This is a genomic window from Cellulosimicrobium composti (assembly GCF_009711085.1).
GTDB classification, from domain to species: domain Bacteria; phylum Actinomycetota; class Actinomycetes; order Actinomycetales; family Cellulomonadaceae; genus Cellulosimicrobium; species Cellulosimicrobium composti.
The window spans coordinates 21,330-39,220 of the sequence record NZ_WMKA01000038.1; the positions used below are offsets into that span (position 1 = coordinate 21,330).

Consider the following 17,891-nt stretch of genomic DNA (forward strand, 5'->3'; position numbering starts at 1 on the left):
CCGACGTCGCGCGCGCGATCACCCGCCGCAAGTACGCCGGCGACGTCGTCCCGGCGGTGCGCGTCGACCAGGTCACCGCGGCCCTGGACGCCTCCCCGCACCCTCGCCTGCGCCGGATGCGCGCCGACGGGTACGCGACGCTGCGCCAGCTTGCCCTTGTGCTCGCGTGGTCCGCCGACTGGCAGGTGCAGCGCGAGCGGAAGGGGCAGATGCTCGTGAGCGTCCCCCAGCGCGTCCTGGCCGAGCGGTGCGGGCGCTCCGAGCGCACGATCCGCCGACACCTGCGTGTGCTCGAGGAGGTCGGCCTGCTCGCGACGGTGCGTGAGGGGACGACGGACGAGTTCCGGCCGAGCGTGCTCGAGGACGAGGGCAACGTCGTCCCCGTCTACCTCCTCCTGCTGCCCGTCAGCGTCCTCGCGGACGTCCCCGGGTGTGAACGCATCGCCGTCGAGCTCGCAGGCGCTCAGAACGCCACAGACGAGCTCGACGAGGACGCCGCTCGGGCCCCCTCCCCCTGCCCGGGGCGCCTGAACGGCGAGCCCCGCCGTCTTTCCCCTGTGGACATAGATGTCCGCCCGCCGTTCACTCCCCTTGGGAGTGAACGGCACCCCCCGCACGCGCGCGAGACCGCGACCCAGACTGAGCCGCTGCGCGGCCCTGAACCCCATGGCGGCGCTCCGCGCCGCGGCCTCCGGGCTGCCGATCGGCACCTTCAGGCCGTGGCCGGGACCGCGACGTGCAGCCCGGAGGAACCGAGGCGCGACTTTTCGCAGGTCAACGCACCCGTCGAGCGTCGATGGCACGCCCACGAGACCCCGCAGACCAAGCCTGAGCGCCTGGCGGCCGCCGACGAGCTGCGCTGGCGCCTGCCCGTTCTGCGGCGCATCAGCGCCGCCCACGTCCGCCACGTCGCCCGAGAGTTCTTCCTCGCTGGCTGGACCGTGCTCGACGTCCACCACGCCATCGACTACCGACCCGACGGCACTCCGGTCCCCCACAGCGGCGACCTCGGCGTGATCCGTCCCGCCGACTGGCTCGCCCACCGCCTCGCCGCCTGGCGCGACGAGACCGGCACTGTCACCCGCTCCCGCTCCCAGCGACTCGCGCTCGAGCGCGCCGAGCAGCGCGCCCGCACGAAGGCCCGCCAGGAGGCAGCGGCCGCGGACGCCGCGCGTCGCGCCGACGTCGACGAGACCCTCGCCGAGGTCGCCGCCAAGCGGACGATCCGCGAGACGATCGCGGCCGCGCGGCCTCCGCGTCGGGTAGTCGGCCCTCCCCCGGACACTCGCCCTGCACTCTTGCGCTGAGGCGCCGGAAGACTGACCGGTGACACACGCGAGTCACAGTTGCATCGGTTGAATAGGTCACATAGTCTGACTACATGAACGAGCCGCAATCGCCGAAGGTGATGACCCCGGAGCAGGCCGCCTGGGTTCGCGAGGTCGTGTGGCATCCCCACCACCGCAAGACGTGGTCGGAGGTGCCGGCGCTCTACTCCATGTGCGCGTGCCAGCTGGGGCCCTGCGGCCACTGCGTACGCGGCGCCCATGGGTCGTGCTCCGGACGCTCCGTCGTGCGCCCGGCCGCCTACCTCACCACTCGCCGAGGGTCCGCGCTCACGCCGGTCTGGGAGCTTGGGCACCACCACGTCTGGCGGTGCTCCTGCTCCGTGAGCCACCTCGACGGCGCATCGGGAGCCGGGTGGCACATGCCGACGCTCTGGTGACCAGAGCCATAGGTCTAATAGACCACCTATCCAAGCGAGGTAGGGGAGGAGGGATAGAACGCCGAGGTTCCATAGGTCCACTAGCCCGGCCAGCGCGGAGACACAGCCGCCCTCGCTGGTCGCATGGCATAGGACCACCAGGAGCCATAGGTCTGCTAGTTCCGCTAGGACGACTAGCAGCCATAGCAAGACCCGTCAGCAATCCCGGTTACCACACAACGGAGGATCACATGCGCTACCTGCCTACCGCCGAGGACGTCGCCAACATCTGCGACGCGGACCGCTACGCCACCGGTGACGTCGTCGCTCGTGAGGACGTGACGGTGGCCGAGCTCATGGAGGCCGGGCGCGTGCTCGACGCCGCCTGAGCCCACCCGCCCAACGACAGAGCGGCCCCCTGGCGTCTAGCGCCGGGGGGCCGCTCCTGTCAGCGGCCCGGTTACCACGCCAGGCCACAGGGGCACCCTAGCGCGGGAGAGTGAGCGAGGCTGACCACCAAAACCAGGTGCCATAGAACGAATATGCGTGGACCTGGGCGAACCCCGGCCTACGCTGAGGTTGACCACGTTGACCACATCGAGAGCAGGACGGACGCATGACGACGTACACCGTGGCGCTACCAAAGGGCGGGGTGGGGAAGAGCACCACCGCCGCCGAGCTCGCGCGCGAGCTGGGCAGGCGCGGCCGCCGCGTGCTCGCCATCGACCTTGACCAGCAGGGCAATTTCACGACGCGACTCGGCGTCGGCCGCGAGACCGAGGTCGAGTACGTCGCCGCCGACGTCCTGCGAGGTGACGCAGCACCGGAGGACGCGGCCGTACCGTCCGCCTACGCCGGCGTCGACGTCCTCGCGGGCACGCATGACCTCATCGACGTCGAGCAGGCCCCGCCGGCCGACCTCGTAACGAGCTTGCGCGACTACCTGCCGGGGATGGGGAAGTGGGACGACGTGGTCGTGGACACCCCGCCGTCCGTCGGCGGACTCACAGAAGCCGGTCTCGCGGCCGCGGACGTCGTCGTTGTGCCCGTCGAGTCCGCAGTTGAGGCGTACGACCAGATCCACCGCCTCGAGCGAGTGATCGAGGGGCGCATCGGGCGCCGAGTGCGCCCCGGCCTGCAGATCGACTGGCTCGTGCCGACGATGCACGACAGCCGGCGCCTCCTCGATAGGGAAGTCGTCGAGCAGCTCGAGAAGCGCTACCCGGGAAAGGTCACGTCGCCGGTGAGCGAGGCGGTTGCGGTGAAGGACGCGTACACGGCGAAGATGCCCGTGACTGAGTACGCGCCCACGTCGAAGGTCGCGGCGGACTATGCGGCGGTCACAAGGACGATCCTCGGAGGCGCGTCGTGACCCCGCCGAAGCGTCGACGTCTCGGCGACCGTGACGAGGACGCGATCCTCGGCGTGATCGACGAGCCGAGGAGCGACCCGCAGCCCGAGACGCGCACGACGACGCGCAACGCTCCGGCCCCAGCGGCGCCCGCTGAGGCCAAGCCGGCGCCCGTGCGAGCTGCGCCGCCGGTGTCGAGCTCGAGAACCGACAGGAGCGCGACGAAGGCACCACCAGCAGGGCAGCGTCGCCTCGGCACGTACTGGCAGAAGGCAACGTTCGACCAGGCGCGGAGCGCTTACGTCGTGGACCTAGACCAGCTCGATGACCCGCCGGTCGGGTTCGCCCGGTGGCTCGAGCGAGCGATCCGGGCGCACTCGGCCCGGACGCCAGCCGAGCGCGCGGCGATCGCCGAGACGCTGGGGGAGGAGGACCGCTCCGGAGTCGGAGTGCAGCGGAACGTCCCGCTCTTCGAGTCGACCATCACCGACGCAGAGTCGGCGGTGTCCGCCGACCGTCGCGCCGGACGCGTGCACTCGCTCTCGCAGTTCGTCACGGAGGCGGCACGCCGCGCCATCCGTGACGCAGAGCGCCGCATCGGTGGTCCACTGCCGCCTCCACCGGCCCGGCTCCCGACCCGCCCCACTCGCTAGACGCGGCTCACGACTCACGGCCCGGACCGAGCGCTTCGCTCGGTCCGGGCCGTCCTTGCGTCACGTCGACCAACGAGTCCGAGGACGCACCGCCCGACTCAAGACATAGGTTCACTAGGTCGGCTAGAATGAATAGGTCAGCACGTATACCGGTTACCACCGCCTCAGAAGGGGACCACTCATGGACCACGACCCCACTTCGGGTCGGGCGCGGATCGCCCGGACGCTCGCTCGATTCAGGAAGCGCACCACGGCCGGAGCAGCGGCGCAGGACGGCCCTACGGTCCGGTACCCGCGCTGGCCGGTCGCGCTGCTGGCCGGATCAGCCTTCGTCGCGATCTGGGGAGGCTGGGTCGAGCTCGGGCGCATGTCCGGGTTCGGGCCAGTGAACCTGCTCCCCGGGATCGCAGACCTCGAGGTCGACCTCTCCATCACACTGCCGCTCGGAATGGAGGTCTACGCGGCATTCGCGCTCGGCGCCTGGCTGACGTCTCGCCCGATTCCCGAGGGGGCACGCAACTTCGCCCGGTGGTCTGCGATCCTCTCGCTCATCGTGGGCGCCGGCGGCCAGATCGCCTACCACCTGCTCGCCGCTGCCGGCGTCGACGAGGCGCCCTGGCAGGTCGTCGTCGTGGTCGCATGCATCCCCGTCGCGGTCCTCGGTCTGGCCTCCGCCCTGCTGCACCAGCTCGGCAAGGGGGAGGAGGGCGCGGGCCGCGCCGTCGGCCCCACGAACCAAGGTGCCGCGACGACCGAACCCCACACGCTCGCGCACTGGCAGGAAGCCGACCCGGGCGAGGTCGCCCCGCACAGCGGGTCTACGTCGCACTTCGTCACCCGCGATTCCGGACCGGACCACAGCAGCGAAGCCGACCCAGACGGCCCAGCCGAACCGGACCACGCGAACCACGCCCGCTCGGCCTGGACCACGCCGGACGAGCGCACCGCCGAAGTGATCCGGCTTTGGGCCACTGAGGGTGAGCCTGCCGGGCGTCGAATCTCGCACCAGGAGATCGCGGATCGCGTGGGCACCTCCAAGTCGACGGTGACCCGGACCCTGAACCGTCACCTCGCGTCGGTCTCGGCGCGTGCGGCGCGCGTGCGCGAGGATGAGCCGACCACGACCCAGACCCCGCTTGTCGCGGCGGCACGAGAGGACTGACTCGGACCATGAGTGATCCCGGCGGGGCGTGGTACTACCCAGAGGTGCCGAGCGTGCCGCGGCGCGAACGCGTGGACCTCGGCCCCGCCGGGTCGCTCAAGGCTGCTCGACCGATGCTGCGTGCGGCCCGCCGCTCGCACCGCCTCCGCTTCCATCGCGACCCGCGAGCGATCGGTGCAACTCTGCTGGTCCTAGTTGCTCTTGCACTGGCAGTGCTCACCTCTGTCGCTGTCGGGCGCCAGAGCCCGGGAGGCGTCATGGTCTGGGGAGCGGGCGCGGCGGCGGCCGCGTCCGCAGCCGTGCTGCTCCTGATGCGCCGGTACGGCGGGACGCCCGCCGAGGAGTTCCTCGACCGCACGATCCACCACGAGACGCGTCTCGCCACGCAGCTCGAGCAGCTCACGGCCTACGGCTGGACCGTGCTCGCGGACCGGCTCGTGCCCGGGGGAGAGGCTCGCGTTCCGTTCGTCCTCGTCGGCCCCGCGGGCGTCGTGATCGTCACGCCGGCGCCCGCCGCCGGGCCATGGAAGACGGCGCACGACGAGGTCTTTCTCGAGGGACGGCCGCTGGGCACCTGGGTGCAGACGCGATGGTGGGAGGCGACGACGGTCAACGACGCGATCGGAGCAGCTGCGCAGGACATGGTCTTCACCGGACCTACGTACCCCGTGATTGCGGTTCCCTCCGCGCAGTCCGGCGCAGACATTCCCAGCCACCCACGACTCATCAATGCGATTCCGGTAATCCCATACCGCCACATCATCCAAGGGATTCTCGACTTGCCGGCACCGCTGCCGCGCGAGGCTGCTGCAAACCTGGCCGTCGTTGCCGGCCGTGTATGCGTCCCTGCCGGAGTCAAGCAGTCGCAGGAATAGGCGCAAATTACAAGTTCATAAACGCGCATTGCGCATTGCGTTTAGGTACGGTCGGTTCTACAATAAAACTATTCCTGATGACGACTTGAAGGGGGCGGCCAAAATGGCTGGGAAGGCGACGGTTCAGGTTTACAGCAAGCCCTCGTGCGTGCAGTGTGACGCAACATACCGTGCGCTCGATAAGAAGGGCATTGAGTACGTTACCGTCGACGTCACTCGCGACGCCGCTGCACTTGCTTTCATCCGCGACGAGCTCGGGTACTTGCAGGTCCCGGTCGTCGTGGCGGGGGAGGAGCATTGGTCGGGCTTTCGACCTGATCGCCTGGCCGCGGTCGTGCGCGACGTCGCGGCGTAGCTCACCACAAGGTCCCCTGGTCGCGGTCAACGTCCCGAAGGCCGGCCGACGTCGCATCCACGACGCTCGCGCCGGCCTTCGCCGCGTCACGCACCGCTCGCGCCCGACCCGCCGCGCCTCGACGATCCCGGAGCGGACCACCGATCGTCTCGCGGCGCGCGACCCATTCGGCGCGGTTGAGCGCCGCGGACGACGCGCGGAGGTGCGACGGGTTGTGGCATAGCGGGTTGTCGCATCGGTGCGCGACCACAGGGGGAAGCTCGAGCGACCCAGCCCTCACGTGTGCGAGTGCGAACGCGAACCGGTGGGCGATGACAACGCGTCCCTCGCCCAGCCAGAAGCGACCGTGCCCCCGGCCGGAGATTGCCCCTAGCCACAGCCAGCACTCCGCCGAGCCAGCAGTGCGGACGAAGCTCCGATACCGACCTACGACGCTCGGCGTCGTCGCGGCGGCGGCGAGGTGGACGTCGACGAGGGAGGGCATGTCACCCCTCGACGCCCGCGAGGTCGTGCCTAACACCGTCACCCTGTGACCCCTCGCCGAAGCTCTCGCCGCTCGGTGCGGACGTGGGGAGAGGGGGAGCGTCGTCGCTGTCGGAAAGGGCGCGCAGTCGGCGGACCTCGCGCGGCTCGACCTCGAGAAGTTCGGACACCCGAGATGCGCTCTCGCCGAGGCTCACGAGCCGGGTGACGGCACGCGAGCGCTCGGCGTCGATCGCGTCGAGCTGCGAGAGAAGCGCGGTGCGCTTGTCGTCTGCCACGAAGAACTCTTCCGCGGCTTCCTCCACGGCGCGATCTCGGGCCGCCCGCTCCCGGTCTAGCCGCAGTCTTGCCGCGCGTGCTCGCTCGCGTGCTTGAACCCTGCTCGACGTCCTCGCCATTCCAGAACCCCCACTGTTCGACCGTTCGTCTTCGGCACATGCTACCCGCCCACCCACCTCGCATGCAGCCCAGTCGAATCGGACACACCTCTTGCACTTCAGTGTGAGGCCGAGCGACACTGGTCCCGTGACGATCCGTCTGGGGGCCCGGGACGAGGTGACGCGGCGATGATGACCGTGCACGTCCTGCACGCCGGAGACGGATACAGCTACCTCACTCGCCAGGTCGCCACGCACGACGTGAGCCGCGAGCAGGGGAAGTCACTGAGCGACTACTACATGCAGCATGGCAACCCTCCCGGGCAGTGGGTGGGGCGTGGTCTGGACGCGCTGGGCGTCGTCGGAACCGTGCGCGAGGACCAGATGCGCGCACTGTTCGGGGAAGGTCTGCACCCGGAGGCGGACCGCCTGACGGCCGCCGCGATCGCCGCGGGAAAGACCGAAGAGCAGGCCGTTGCGGAGGTCCGGCTCGGACGTCGGTTCCCCCGCTTCGAGCGTGAGGACGACACCTTCAACGCCCGCGTCGCGGAGGCCTTCGCGACCTTCCGGGCTACCCATGACCGCAACCCCGAGGTCGGGATCGAGCGTGACCTCATCCGTTGGACGGTCGCCGGAGAGGTGCTGACCGAGCAGCGTGGGGGAGAGGCACCGAGTGACGCCGACCGGGCGCGCTTCCTCGCCACACGCGGCCAGGCTGCCCGTCAGCCGGTCGCCGGCTACGACTTGGTCTTCACCCCCGTGAAGTCCGTTTCGACCCTCTGGGCCCTCGGCGACGCACAGGTGCGAGAGCAGGTCGCGGAGGCGCACCGAGCGGCATGGACGGAGGCTCTCGAGTGGGTCCAGAGCGAAGGAGCGTTCACCCGCGCTGGGCGCGCCGGAGTCGCCCAGATCGACACGCACGGCCTGATCGCCACGGCGTTCGATCACCTCGACTCACGCACCGGTGACCCCAACCTCCACACGCACGTTGCTGTCTCCAACAAGGTGCTCGGGGTCGACGGGAAGTGGCGGGCGCTCGACGGGCGCGTACTGCACGCCTTGGGCGTCGCGGCGTCCGAGCGCTACAACACGAACGTTGAGGCGGAGCTGCGCGAGCGGCTCGGAGTCGAGTTCGTCGAGGAGGCCCGGCGCGCGGGACGGCAGGGCGTCCGCGAGGTCGCCGGCATCGACCGCGGCGTGCGAGAGGCCTTCTCGCGTCGCCGCGCGAGCATCGAGGACGAGTACGAGCGACTGCTCGGCGAGTACCGCGCCAAGCACGGTCACGAGGCGCCTCGCGGAATGCAATTCCGCCTCGCGCAGCAGGCCACGCTTGAGACCCGCGGAGAGAAGGGCGCGGTCCTCTCGCTCGGCGCTCGGATTGCTGAGTGGCAGACCGTGGCTGCTCGCATTCTTGGGAGCCCGTCTGAGGTGTCCCGAATGGTGCGATCCGCGCTCAACCGGGACGTCGGCGAGGCGCGCGTCGTAGAGGTCGACGAACTCGCGCAGGAAGTCGTTCAGAACCTCACGACGAAGCGGGCCACGTGGGGCCGGTTCCACCTTGAAGCGGAGGCGCTGCGCGTCGCGCGCGAGAATGTGGCGCGCGGCCAGGATGTTAGGTCGCTCGTGCGGGACGTCGTCGCGCGGGCGACTTCGCTTTCGATTGCGCTCACGCCACCCGAGCTCAACGAGACGCCGGAGGTGCTCCGGCGCGCCGACGGTGAGTCGGTCTACACCGTGCACGGCTCCGAGCGCTTCACCAGCCTGGCTGTTCTCGAGGCCGAGGACGCGCTCGTGGCCGCGGCGCAGAGCGACGGCGGCCTGCGCGTGGACGAGGGGACGTTCGAGCGCGCGACGTCGGAGATTGAGGAATCGACCGGGCGCCGGCTGAACGCCGGACAGCGAGAACTCGCGCGCCGCTTCGCCGTCGGCGGCCACCGGATCGAGGCCGGGATCGGTCCCGCGGGTGCAGGTAAGACGACCGCGATGAAGGCGTTTACGCACGCCGTGGAGACTGCCGGTGGCCGCGTGCTCGCGCTCGCCCCGTCGGCGGCCGCGGCCGCGGTGCTCGGCGGTGAAATCGGCACGGCCGCGGACACCCTGCACAAGCTCCTCGACGCCCACCGCGACGACCGGCCCACGCCCGCGGACCTTGTCGTGGACGAGCGGACCGTGCTCCTCGTCGACGAGGCCGGCATGGCAGGCACGACGGAGCTCGCCGCGGTGCTCGAGCTCGCGGTCCGCCGCGGCGCCTCGGTGCGGCTCCTCGGCGACCCCGCCCAGCTCTCCGCGGTCGGTGCTGGCGGCGCGCTGCGCCTGCTCGACGAGCGTGCCGGCGCCGCGCACCTCGAAGAGGTCCACCGGTTCACCGACGCCGCCGAGGCCGCAGCGAGCCTGCGCCTGCGCGACGGCGACGTTGGCGCCGTCGGTTTCTACGTCGACAACCGGCGGGTGGCTGGCGGCAGCCAGCAGGACATGACCGATGACCTCTACACCGCATGGTGGGCCGACAACGAGGCAGGCCTCACCTCCGTCATGGTCGCCGCGACGAACACCGACGTCGTCACCCTCGCCAGCCGCGCACGCCTCGATCGCGTGGCCGCCGGCGAGGTCGAACGCGACGGCGTCGAGCTCCACGACGGCACCCGCGCGGGCGCCGGCGACGTCGTCGTGACCCGAAGCAACGACCGCCGCCTCAAGGCCGGACCGACCGACTACGTCAAGAACGGCGACCTGTGGCACGTTACGGGTCGCTCGCGCCGTGGCCACCTGCGCGTGCAGCACACCACGACCGGCGCTCGAACCACGCTGCCAGCGGACTACGTCCGCGAGCACGTCGAGCTCGGCTACGCCGCGACGATCCACCGCGTGCAGGGCATGACCGTCGACACATCGCACACCCTCGTCGGCGCAGGAATGACCCGCGAGCAGATGTACACCGCCGTCACCCGAGGCCGCCGCTCCAACCGGCTGTACGTCGTGGCCGAGGAACTGCTCGAGGTCGACGCCCACGAGCAGCCGGCGCCCGAGCGCGCCGCGGCCGCCGCGCTCGAGAGCGTCGTCGCCCGCAGCGGCGCCGAGCTCTCGGCGACCGAGACCGTCGAGCACGAGTACGACGCCGCCGAGTCACTCGCGCGCCTCGTGCCCGCGTACGAGGACGCCTACGAGCGACTGCTCGACCCTGACCGCGACGAGCGACTCTCCGCGGCCGCCCGTGCCGCGCTGCCGGAGCGTGCCGACGAGCTGCTCGCGGACCCCGCCTGGCCCGCTCTTGCGGCGCGCGTCGCGCTCCACGAGGCGGCCGGCGCCGACCCCGTCGAGGTGCTCCGGGGGGCGGCGGAAGAGCGCACGCTCGCCGGAGCGAAGTCGCTTGCACAGGTGCTCCACCACCGCGTGGGCGTGCCCACGCTGCACGACCTCGACCGTCGCGGACTGCCCGCCTGGATCACCCCCGCACCGGACGTGGTCCTTCCCGACGTCGGTGCGCAGGAGGCGCCCGTCGACGCCGAGCGCGCGCGTGCCCTCGAGGTCCAGGCCGCGGCCTGGACCTGGTGGCAGGACCAGCGGAGCCGAACCCCGTGGGCGGACGAGTACATGGCGACGCGCGGCCTCGCCGCGACCGAGTACGGCGTTGCTCCCGCAGGCTGGACCGCGCTCGTCGAGCACCTGGCGGCCGCCGGCTACTCCGACGACGACATGCTCGCCGCAGGCGTCGCCACGACGACCCGTCGCGGAACGCTGGTCGACCGGTTCCGCGACCGCGTCGTCTTCCCCGTGCGTGACGAGCACGGCGACGTCGTCGGCGTGAGCGCCCGGATCAACCCGGCGAGCACCGACGAGCGCGCGCCTAAGTACCTGAACACGCCCGAGACCGTCACCTACCGCAAGCGCGAGCTCCTCCTCGGTCTCGACCCCGAGGCGCGAGCCCGCCTCGTCGCCGGCGCCCGCCCCGTCCTCGTCGAGGGTGCCGCCGACCGTGCGGCGATCCTCGCCGCAGCGCCCGACGCCGTCCCCGTCGCGGCGTGCGGCACCGGAGTTACCGAGGAGCACCTCGCCGCGCTGCGCGCTGCCGCAGGCCGCGAGCTGCACGACCTCGTCGTCGCTCTCGACCCGGACGCCGCAGGCCGGAAGGCCGCCGCGAAGGTCTGGACGATGCTCACACCCGCAGAGGCAGCGTCCGCAGCCGCGCTCGACCTGCCCGCAGGACTCGACCCCGCCCAGATGGTCCAGGACCACCGCGGCGACGAGCTCCGTGCCGCGCTCGAGCACCCGAACCGGTCCCTCACGTCCGCCGTCATCGACGCCACGATCGACCGCCACGACCTCACCTATCCCGAAGGGCGGGCGGTCGCGATGCGCGACGCCGCCCACACGACTGCCGCTCACCTCGAGCCCGCCGCCCTGGCCGGCGTCGCCGCGCACCTCGCGGCCCGCTTCGCGGACCACTACCCCCGCGAGCTCGTCGAGGAGGAAGTCACCGAGGCCTGGCTCGAGCGTCGGCCCCAGCCGGGACCGGCAGCCCCCGCTGCCGCGGTGCCTGCTCGAAGCATCGACCCCCAGGTCGCCGCGTGGCTCAACCGACAGGCCGACATGGTCGCCCGCAGACTCGACCGGCTCGTCGACGACGTCGCCGCTCGACGCACGCCCTGGGCCGGCGCGATCGCCGACGCGCCCGCGACGACCGCCGCCCGCGATCAGTGGGAGACCGCCGTGCGCCACATCGCCGCCTACCGCGACCGCTACGCCATCACCAGCAGCGAGCCGCTCGGCCGCGCCGACGTCGTCGGCGAGCAGGCGCTCGCTCGCCAGCACGCCGCCGCGGCGCTCGACACCGTCGCCCGCGCTGAGGACGAGCCCGCCCTCGCCGTCGCGCCGTCGCGCACACTCGACCGCGCACAGCAGATCCTCGCCGACGCCCGCGCCCGACGTGAGGCCGCCCAACGCGAGGCGGCCGCGCGCGAGGAGACCCAGCGCCGTCAGCGTGAGGAGCAAGCTCGCGACCAGCACGGCCGCGGCCGCGGGTTCGAGCGCTGATCGTCATGCGGCCGTTGCCTCTCTACCGACTTCCGCGCGCCGCGTGGACGCTCGCGGTCTCGTTCGCGGGTGAGTGGGACAAGGACGGTCGAGACCTTGTCCCGCCAGGCTGGCGGCCGAGGATCGCGGCAGCAACCGTCGGCCTCTACGCGATTTCGTTGCTCGTGATTCCCGGTGCACACCAGAGCCAGGACGGGCGCGTGGTAGCCGTGCTCCGCCGTCAGGAGCGACGCGCGAATCTGCTCATCGGGCTTCGCGCGGCCGCGGTCGGCTCTCCGCTCCTAGTCGCCATCGCTCTTGACCCATCGCGGCTAGCTCCCGCCGGCCTGGCTCTCCTGGCCCTCGTGGTCGGGCCCGGGTGGTGGGGATGGAAGACCTCGAGAAAGTACCGGCCCGGCGCCCCGAAGGGGTCACCAACCGAGCCGCGCGCGACCTGGTCGCTCTCGTCGGTCGGATGCCGACCCGAGGCCCGCGGACCCTACACGCTGTTCCAGGTCCGCGAGCTCGTGCGCCAGCACGCCAAGCCTGGTGACACGGTAGGTGTCGTGGCTGGCAGTACCGAGACTGCGAAGGCCTACGTCGCTATCGGCTTCGTCCGCGTCGCTGACGACGACCCGCGCATGATCCTGACTTGCCACGTGTGACCAGCGTCACCCCAAGATCGGTCGTTCTCGCCGGGACACTATCGGCGCCCATCGCGTTCCATGCGCGGCATGGAAACCTACACCGTGCCCTGCACTTGGCAGCACTGCACTTCTACGACAGCAACCCTCGTTCGCGTCCACCCGGCGCCGAGGCCCCGGTGGCTCCCAACCAACGAGGGCGGCGCACCGATCCCACCTGAACGCGAGCAAGGAGCCGACTACCGGTGTACCGACAAGCTCCATCCGTTCGCGGCACCGTTCCCACCGCCCGCCTGACAATCGACCGTTTCTCGGGCGTCAACGTGCCTTGCGGATGCTGCCGTTCTCGGCGGGTTCGTACAGGTCGAAGTTCCGCTCGGCGGTGAGCGCGACGACGTCGTCGAATGCTGCCTCGAGGTCTACCGGGGTTGTGGGGTCGTTGACCTCGTAGCAGGTGACGGTGGGCTGGAACGCGTTGCTGTCGACGAGGAGCAGGTAGAGGCGCTCGAACTGCTCCTCGCGGCCGGTCGGGTCGGGTCGGCGCGTGAACAGGCGCAGGCGCGGGAACGCGTTCTCGAACGTGCTCCGCCGTCGGGGGGTGTGATCGTCCGCGGCGCGGTGGTCGAGGAAGAGGAAGCCGGCGAGCACGGCGTAGGGGAAGCGTCGGTGCAGGGTGACGGCTTCCATGAGCAGGTCGCCGCGGCGGTTGGTGAGGTTCTTCTGGAAGGCGCCGCTGCCCTTGTCGCGGAACATGATCGTCTTGACCGAGCACGCGAGGATGAGGCCGGATTCTTCGGTCGCCCACGTGACGTCGACCTTCTTGGCGCCGGTGCCGCCAGCGAGGCGGCGTTCGGCGCCGGAGAGGCCGAGTTCGCCGGGGGCGCCCGGGCGGGCTTCGGCCATGCCGCGGGCGCGCAGCTCTTCGGCGATCGCGACGGCCAGGGCGTTGCTCAGGCGTCCGACCCAGGGGTTCTTCTGCCCCTGGGGCGCGTCGTCGTCCGGCTTGGGGCCGGCGCTCTTGACGGCGTTGACGAGGAGGTCATCGATCCGTGCCACGAGACCCCCTTGCGACGCGGCGGGCAGTGAGGTCGGCGTGGGCCTCTCGCAGGGTGCGCACGTCGCCTCGGCTCATGCCCAGCTCGCCGACGAGCAGGACGTCGTCGACGAGGCGTGCCGCGTCGAGAAGCTTTCCTGAACGCAGGAGACGCCCAACCTGCGGCCGTACGGCCGCGAGCTTCGTCTCAGCGCCAGCGAGCAGCGCGGGGCTCGGGACGGGGAGCCGGTCGGCCTCGCGAGGCTCGATCTTGAGCATGCCGCCGCCGTACGCGCGCCCGACGGTCTCGGCGCCGACGAGTGTCATGGAGTTCACCGACCCGAGCGGCAGGAGTGCACGTCCGGTCGTGCGGTGCTCGGGGCGCAGGTACACGCCGTGCACCGAGTTCAGGTGGTGCGCCTTCGTCTCGTTCGTCGTCAGGCGCGGGGTGTCGGCGTTCATGTACGTGAGGAACAGGTCCGCGGGCGCGAGCAGCGGCACGCGCCACCAGGGGGTGCGGACCTTGCACTTGTACGCGGTGTGCACGCCCGCCTTCTCCCCGGCCGCGATGTACTCCCGCGCCGCTCGCGAGGGGTCCCCCGCAGGTCGGAAGAGGTACGTCGAGGAGCCGGCCTTGCCGAGCTCGGTGTGTGCGCGGGTGGCGAATGCGAGCCCGCGCAGGTGCTTGGACCCGGGCGGGGACAGGCGGATCACGTCGGATGCTGCGAGGCCGAGCTCGGTGACGCGTGCCGGTGACATCGCGAAGTAGCGGTTGTTCCCGGTGACCATGCCGAGGGTGGTGTCGCCCCAGTCCTCCAGCACGGTGAAGCCCTCGCTCGTCGCGAGGTCGGAGTACGCGCCGAGGGCCTCCGCGGATAGCAGCGAGGGCGTCCACTTGTCCTCGGGGCGGTGCGGGCGCCACGTGCGTCCAACAGACAGCGTCGCGAGCTCGGCTGCGTTGCGGGCCTGGTAGACCGAGGCGTGCTCAGTCGGGCCTTCGTCGAAGCCGTCGGCCATGAGTAGGACGACTTCTTCCAGGACGCCGGGGAAGACGCGCTCGGTGAACAGGACCAGGTCGACGCGCGCGAAGCGCTCCATGAGGAAGCGGCGGACCTCGCCGGCGTAGTTCACGCTCAGCAGCTCGGCCGGCAGGACGAGCCCGAGCCGTCCGCCCTTCTTGAGGAAGAGCGCGGCGTGGACGGTGAACGCGGCCCACGACGACGCGAGGCCGGTGAGGGAGACCCCGGCGCGCAGCGCGGCCGCGCGCGACAGCGCGCGTGAGGCGCCCGCGAACTCCTGGTAGCGCACGTACGGCGGGTTCCCGATCACGGCGTCGTACGAGCCAGTGGGCTCGACGGTAAAGAAGTCGCCGGCGACGACCGTGGACGAGGCCGGGGCGGAAGCGAGGAGGCGTCGGGCGGCTGCGGCCGAGGCCTCGTGCAGCTCGACGCCGTCGAGCGCGGCGTCGTCGGTCGAGGTGCCCGCCGCGGTGCTCAGCGCGCCGATACGGTCGGCGGCGGCTAAGAGGAAGGCAGCCTCACCGCACGACGGTTCGAGGACGTGGTCGGCGCCGGTGCGTACGGCCCACTCGGTGACGTACGCCGCGATCGCGGGAGGAGTGAAGAACGCCCCGCGGGCCTTGCGCAGCTCGGCGGTGTCGGGCTCGTACGCGGCTGCCAGGGTCACGCCGTCATTCTGCCGTACGCCCCCGTCACGGTGGTGTGACGACACCGAGACCTAACGCCGTCAGAGTGTTCCTCCCGCGGGGGTGGCCTGTGTGGCCTTGGCGTACACGTACAGTTTTGCGGCTTCCTTGCCGAGCTTGGTGAGGACTTCACGGTTCTTGAAGTCCACTTTGAAGTCGTCGTACGTCTCGGCGATCCGGTGCTCCTGCGCCCGGATCTGTAGGGTGCCTGCGGCGTGGCCGACAAGCTCGTCCAGCTTGGCTTCGAGCGCTGGACGATCCTCCAGGGCAGTCGCAGGGGCCTTCAGCATCTGCGCAAGCGCGTCATCCGTGCGAAGCAACTGACCGACCAGGTAGACCATCACGAGTTCGGTGAGCTTCTTCGATGCGAGGTAGTTGGATGGGACTCGGCTTGAGCCGGCCCTGACGCGCTGTTCGATGAGGTCGGCGAGCACGATGTGCGCGGCCGTGATCGCGGTCGAGAACACCGCGGTGTAGTGATCCTGGAACAGGGCGAGAACCTTGACCGCCAACCAGGGTTGCTGGTTGTAGATCGCACACAGTAGCTGCGCTGCGTGGTCGTTCTCGATGACGGTGCCCTCGAGCGGCTCGCCGTATCGTGGTCGGGTCACGTAGGTGTAGGTGGGGAACTCTGTCTTGAACTCCGCGAGAAGGCGCAGCTGAACCCCGGAGAGGGCACGTAGGTTCCGCTGGTTGACCGGGTTCTGCGTGTTGGATCGTCGAGCGATCTCGCGGGCGACCTGGTGGTGTTCGCCGATCTCGATGAACTTGACCACGAGCTTCAGTTCGTCGGTGAGGTAGGCCGCCTGGTCAAGGAGTGCGACCACGCTCTGCGCACCGTTGACGACCGACATGTCCTGCACCGTGATCGACTCGTCCTGAGTCGTGATGCCGTTGCACACGACGGTGAGCCCGTTGTGAAAAGCGAGAAAGTTCGGGTGGTCCTGCGACCGTGCCAGGGCCTGACGGAGAGCCTTGCTCACGTTGTTGGGTCGGAGCTGGTTGCGGACGTTGAGGTCGAACAGGCTGCGGTCGTCGATTCCGGGCCACGCCACGATCTCGCTTGCCTTCACCGCCGCCACGATGTGGTCTCGACCGTCGATCTGCATCACGAACCGCTCGGAGGACGGGGTCGTGATCACGACTTCACCCGAAACCGGCTGCGGGCCGAGCACGGACTTCGCAAGGGGACCAAGCGTCCGCAGGTCGTAGACCGTGAGGAACCCAGCACCCTCGCGCACGTTGGTGGATGCCACGAGTTCCTGCGCGTCCTGCTGCAAGATGCCGGCCGTGACGAAGATCAGTCGGACCTTGAGAGTCCCCGCCGCGAGCCGCTCCTCGACTCTGTTGCGGATGAGGAGGGCGCGAAGCTCCGGCTCGAGTCCCGGATCTGCGAGCAGCGCCTGGACCCCTTCGACGGTGCGGCACTGGTTGGCGATCCCGAGGAACTCAGCGACGTCGGTGCGCCCCACGTTCTTCGGTGTCTGCGGGTACTTGCTCTGCAGGATCACCAGTGTCCCGATGCCCGTGAAGTCGTCCTCTTCGACGTACATACCGTCAATCCCGCGGTCTCCCGGGCCATCGCACACGTGTTCGTAGGCGTCGAGGTCGTCGATCCCGATTACGTTGCGGAGAAACCACAGGAGGAGCACGGCTCGCGAACGGGTCAGGCCCTCGCTTGCTTCGGGGCTGGCGACCTGGGACAGATAGCCATAGTTCGTCTGCTCGTCGAAGCTCATGGGGGTCATCGAACCATGAGAGGCACCCACCGCCCGTAGGACTACGTAGGTCGCTGACACCAGATCATCCGTTGTGGTGGAGCCTGCACGCACACCAGAGGGCTCCGGTCGCCCGTGGCGGCCGGAGCCCTCTGGCGTGCGTTACTCGGCGACGAGGTCGCGGACCTGTCGGAGGATGTCAACGGCTTCGTCGTTGATCGCCTCACGCAGGCGCTCGTCGTGGTCGTCACCGGGCAGGTGGGCCGACTCGATGACCTTCCCAAGAGCCGTGGTGCGGTCGTAGATCCGCACCTGCTCGTTCTGGTACGTCGGCATGTCCTCGACGTTGAAGGGCACGTGCCCCAGCCCACGCGCAGCCAGCGATTCGCTGATCTGCCCGTTGATCCGTTCCGTCAGACGGCCCGCTCCCTGCGCATCGCGCAGGCGCCACGCGGAGACCGTCACCACGCCGCCGTGCTCGTCGACATCGGCCTTGATTTCATCCCATGTGCTGTTCTTGCTCAATTCGTAACTCCTTAGGTCGGGCACCACCACGGGTGCAAGAACAACTCTACCACGAGCATGAAGAAAAATGCAACCACGCAATTTTCCTAGAGTTGATCTTGAAAGTTCAGAGGGGCGCCCGTGCAGACTGTCCGGGAAACGATCGTTTCTCGGACACCGTGGCCGCCGCCGCGACACGCCGAGAGAACATGTGGCAGAACTAGTGTCCGAAAACCCCCGGTGTCGCAGAACGTGACCCGGGGGTTTTCGCTACCGTCACGCCATGGCACACACCTACGGGTACGCCCGGGTCTCC

General features: G+C 70.1%; 13 protein-coding genes. 8 read left to right on the top strand and 5 right to left on the bottom strand.

The window, feature by feature from the left end:
- Positions 1–116: 116 nt before the first annotated feature.
- From GJV82_RS14375 to GJV82_RS14400, 7 genes are all read left to right on the top strand, one after another.
- On the top strand, positions 117–1,307 hold the full coding sequence (locus GJV82_RS14375; RefSeq protein ID WP_155099708.1) for a helix-turn-helix domain-containing protein: 1,191 nt from the start codon (positions 117–119) through the stop codon (positions 1,305–1,307).
- Positions 1,308–1,408: 101 nt separating this feature from the next.
- Positions 1,409–1,726: a DUF6248 family natural product biosynthesis protein gene (locus tag GJV82_RS20895; protein ID WP_225873372.1), complete on the top strand. Its 318-nt coding sequence runs from the start codon at positions 1,409–1,411 to the stop codon at positions 1,724–1,726.
- Between the two features lie 230 nt (positions 1,727–1,956).
- Positions 1,957–2,094, top strand: a complete 138-nt coding sequence (locus GJV82_RS14380; protein WP_155099709.1) for a hypothetical protein — start codon at positions 1,957–1,959, stop codon at positions 2,092–2,094.
- A 227-nt stretch (positions 2,095–2,321) separates the two neighbouring features.
- Positions 2,322–3,077 carry a ParA family protein gene (locus tag GJV82_RS14385; protein WP_155099710.1) on the top strand — a complete coding sequence of 252 codons (756 nt, stop codon included), beginning with the start codon at positions 2,322–2,324 and terminating at the stop codon, positions 3,075–3,077.
- 813 nt (positions 3,078–3,890) lie between these two features.
- Positions 3,891–4,871 carry a helix-turn-helix domain-containing protein gene (locus GJV82_RS14390; protein ID WP_155099711.1) on the top strand — a complete coding sequence of 327 codons (981 nt, stop codon included), beginning with the start codon at positions 3,891–3,893 and terminating at the stop codon, positions 4,869–4,871.
- An 8-nt stretch (positions 4,872–4,879) separates the two neighbouring features.
- Positions 4,880–5,746, top strand: coding sequence for a hypothetical protein (locus tag GJV82_RS14395; protein WP_155099712.1), 867 nt, complete (start codon positions 4,880–4,882; stop codon positions 5,744–5,746).
- 103 nt (positions 5,747–5,849) lie between these two features.
- Positions 5,850–6,101 carry a glutaredoxin family protein gene (locus GJV82_RS14400; RefSeq protein ID WP_155099713.1) on the top strand — a complete coding sequence of 84 codons (252 nt, stop codon included), beginning with the start codon at positions 5,850–5,852 and terminating at the stop codon, positions 6,099–6,101.
- Positions 6,102–6,586: 485 nt separating this feature from the next.
- Here the strand turns inward: GJV82_RS14400 and GJV82_RS14405 are convergent, their stop codons facing one another.
- Positions 6,587–6,862: a hypothetical protein gene (locus GJV82_RS14405; RefSeq protein ID WP_155099714.1), complete on the bottom strand. Its 276-nt coding sequence runs from the start codon at positions 6,860–6,862 to the stop codon at positions 6,587–6,589.
- A 288-nt stretch (positions 6,863–7,150) separates the two neighbouring features.
- Here GJV82_RS14405 and mobF point away from each other — a divergent pair, with 288 nt between their 5' ends.
- On the top strand, positions 7,151–11,992 hold the full coding sequence (gene mobF, locus GJV82_RS14410) for a MobF family relaxase (RefSeq protein WP_155099715.1): 4,842 nt from the start codon (positions 7,151–7,153) through the stop codon (positions 11,990–11,992).
- A 941-nt stretch (positions 11,993–12,933) separates the two neighbouring features.
- On the opposite strand, the gene GJV82_RS14415 is transcribed toward mobF, so the two are convergent.
- The 4 genes from GJV82_RS14415 to GJV82_RS14430 all read right to left on the bottom strand — a co-directional run bounded on the left by GJV82_RS14415 (position 12,934) and on the right by GJV82_RS14430 (position 17,596).
- A complete protein-coding gene (locus GJV82_RS14415) occupies positions 12,934–13,671 on the bottom strand; it encodes a hypothetical protein (protein WP_225873368.1) in 738 nt (245 codons plus the stop codon).
- Entirely contained in the window at positions 13,655–15,334 is a 1,680-nt protein-coding gene (locus tag GJV82_RS14420) for an N-6 DNA methylase (RefSeq protein ID WP_318657676.1), read from the bottom strand. Before GJV82_RS14420 ends, GJV82_RS14415 begins: the two co-directional genes overlap by 17 nt.
- A 60-nt stretch (positions 15,335–15,394) precedes the next feature.
- The gene (locus GJV82_RS14425) at positions 15,395–17,092 is read right to left on the bottom strand and encodes an AIPR family protein (RefSeq protein WP_196217262.1); all 1,698 of its coding nucleotides are present in this window, start codon (positions 17,090–17,092) and stop codon (positions 15,395–15,397) included.
- Between the two features lie 141 nt (positions 17,093–17,233).
- Positions 17,234–17,596: a hypothetical protein gene (locus GJV82_RS14430; RefSeq protein WP_155099717.1), complete on the bottom strand. Its 363-nt coding sequence runs from the start codon at positions 17,594–17,596 to the stop codon at positions 17,234–17,236.
- Positions 17,597–17,891 lie beyond the last annotated feature (295 nt).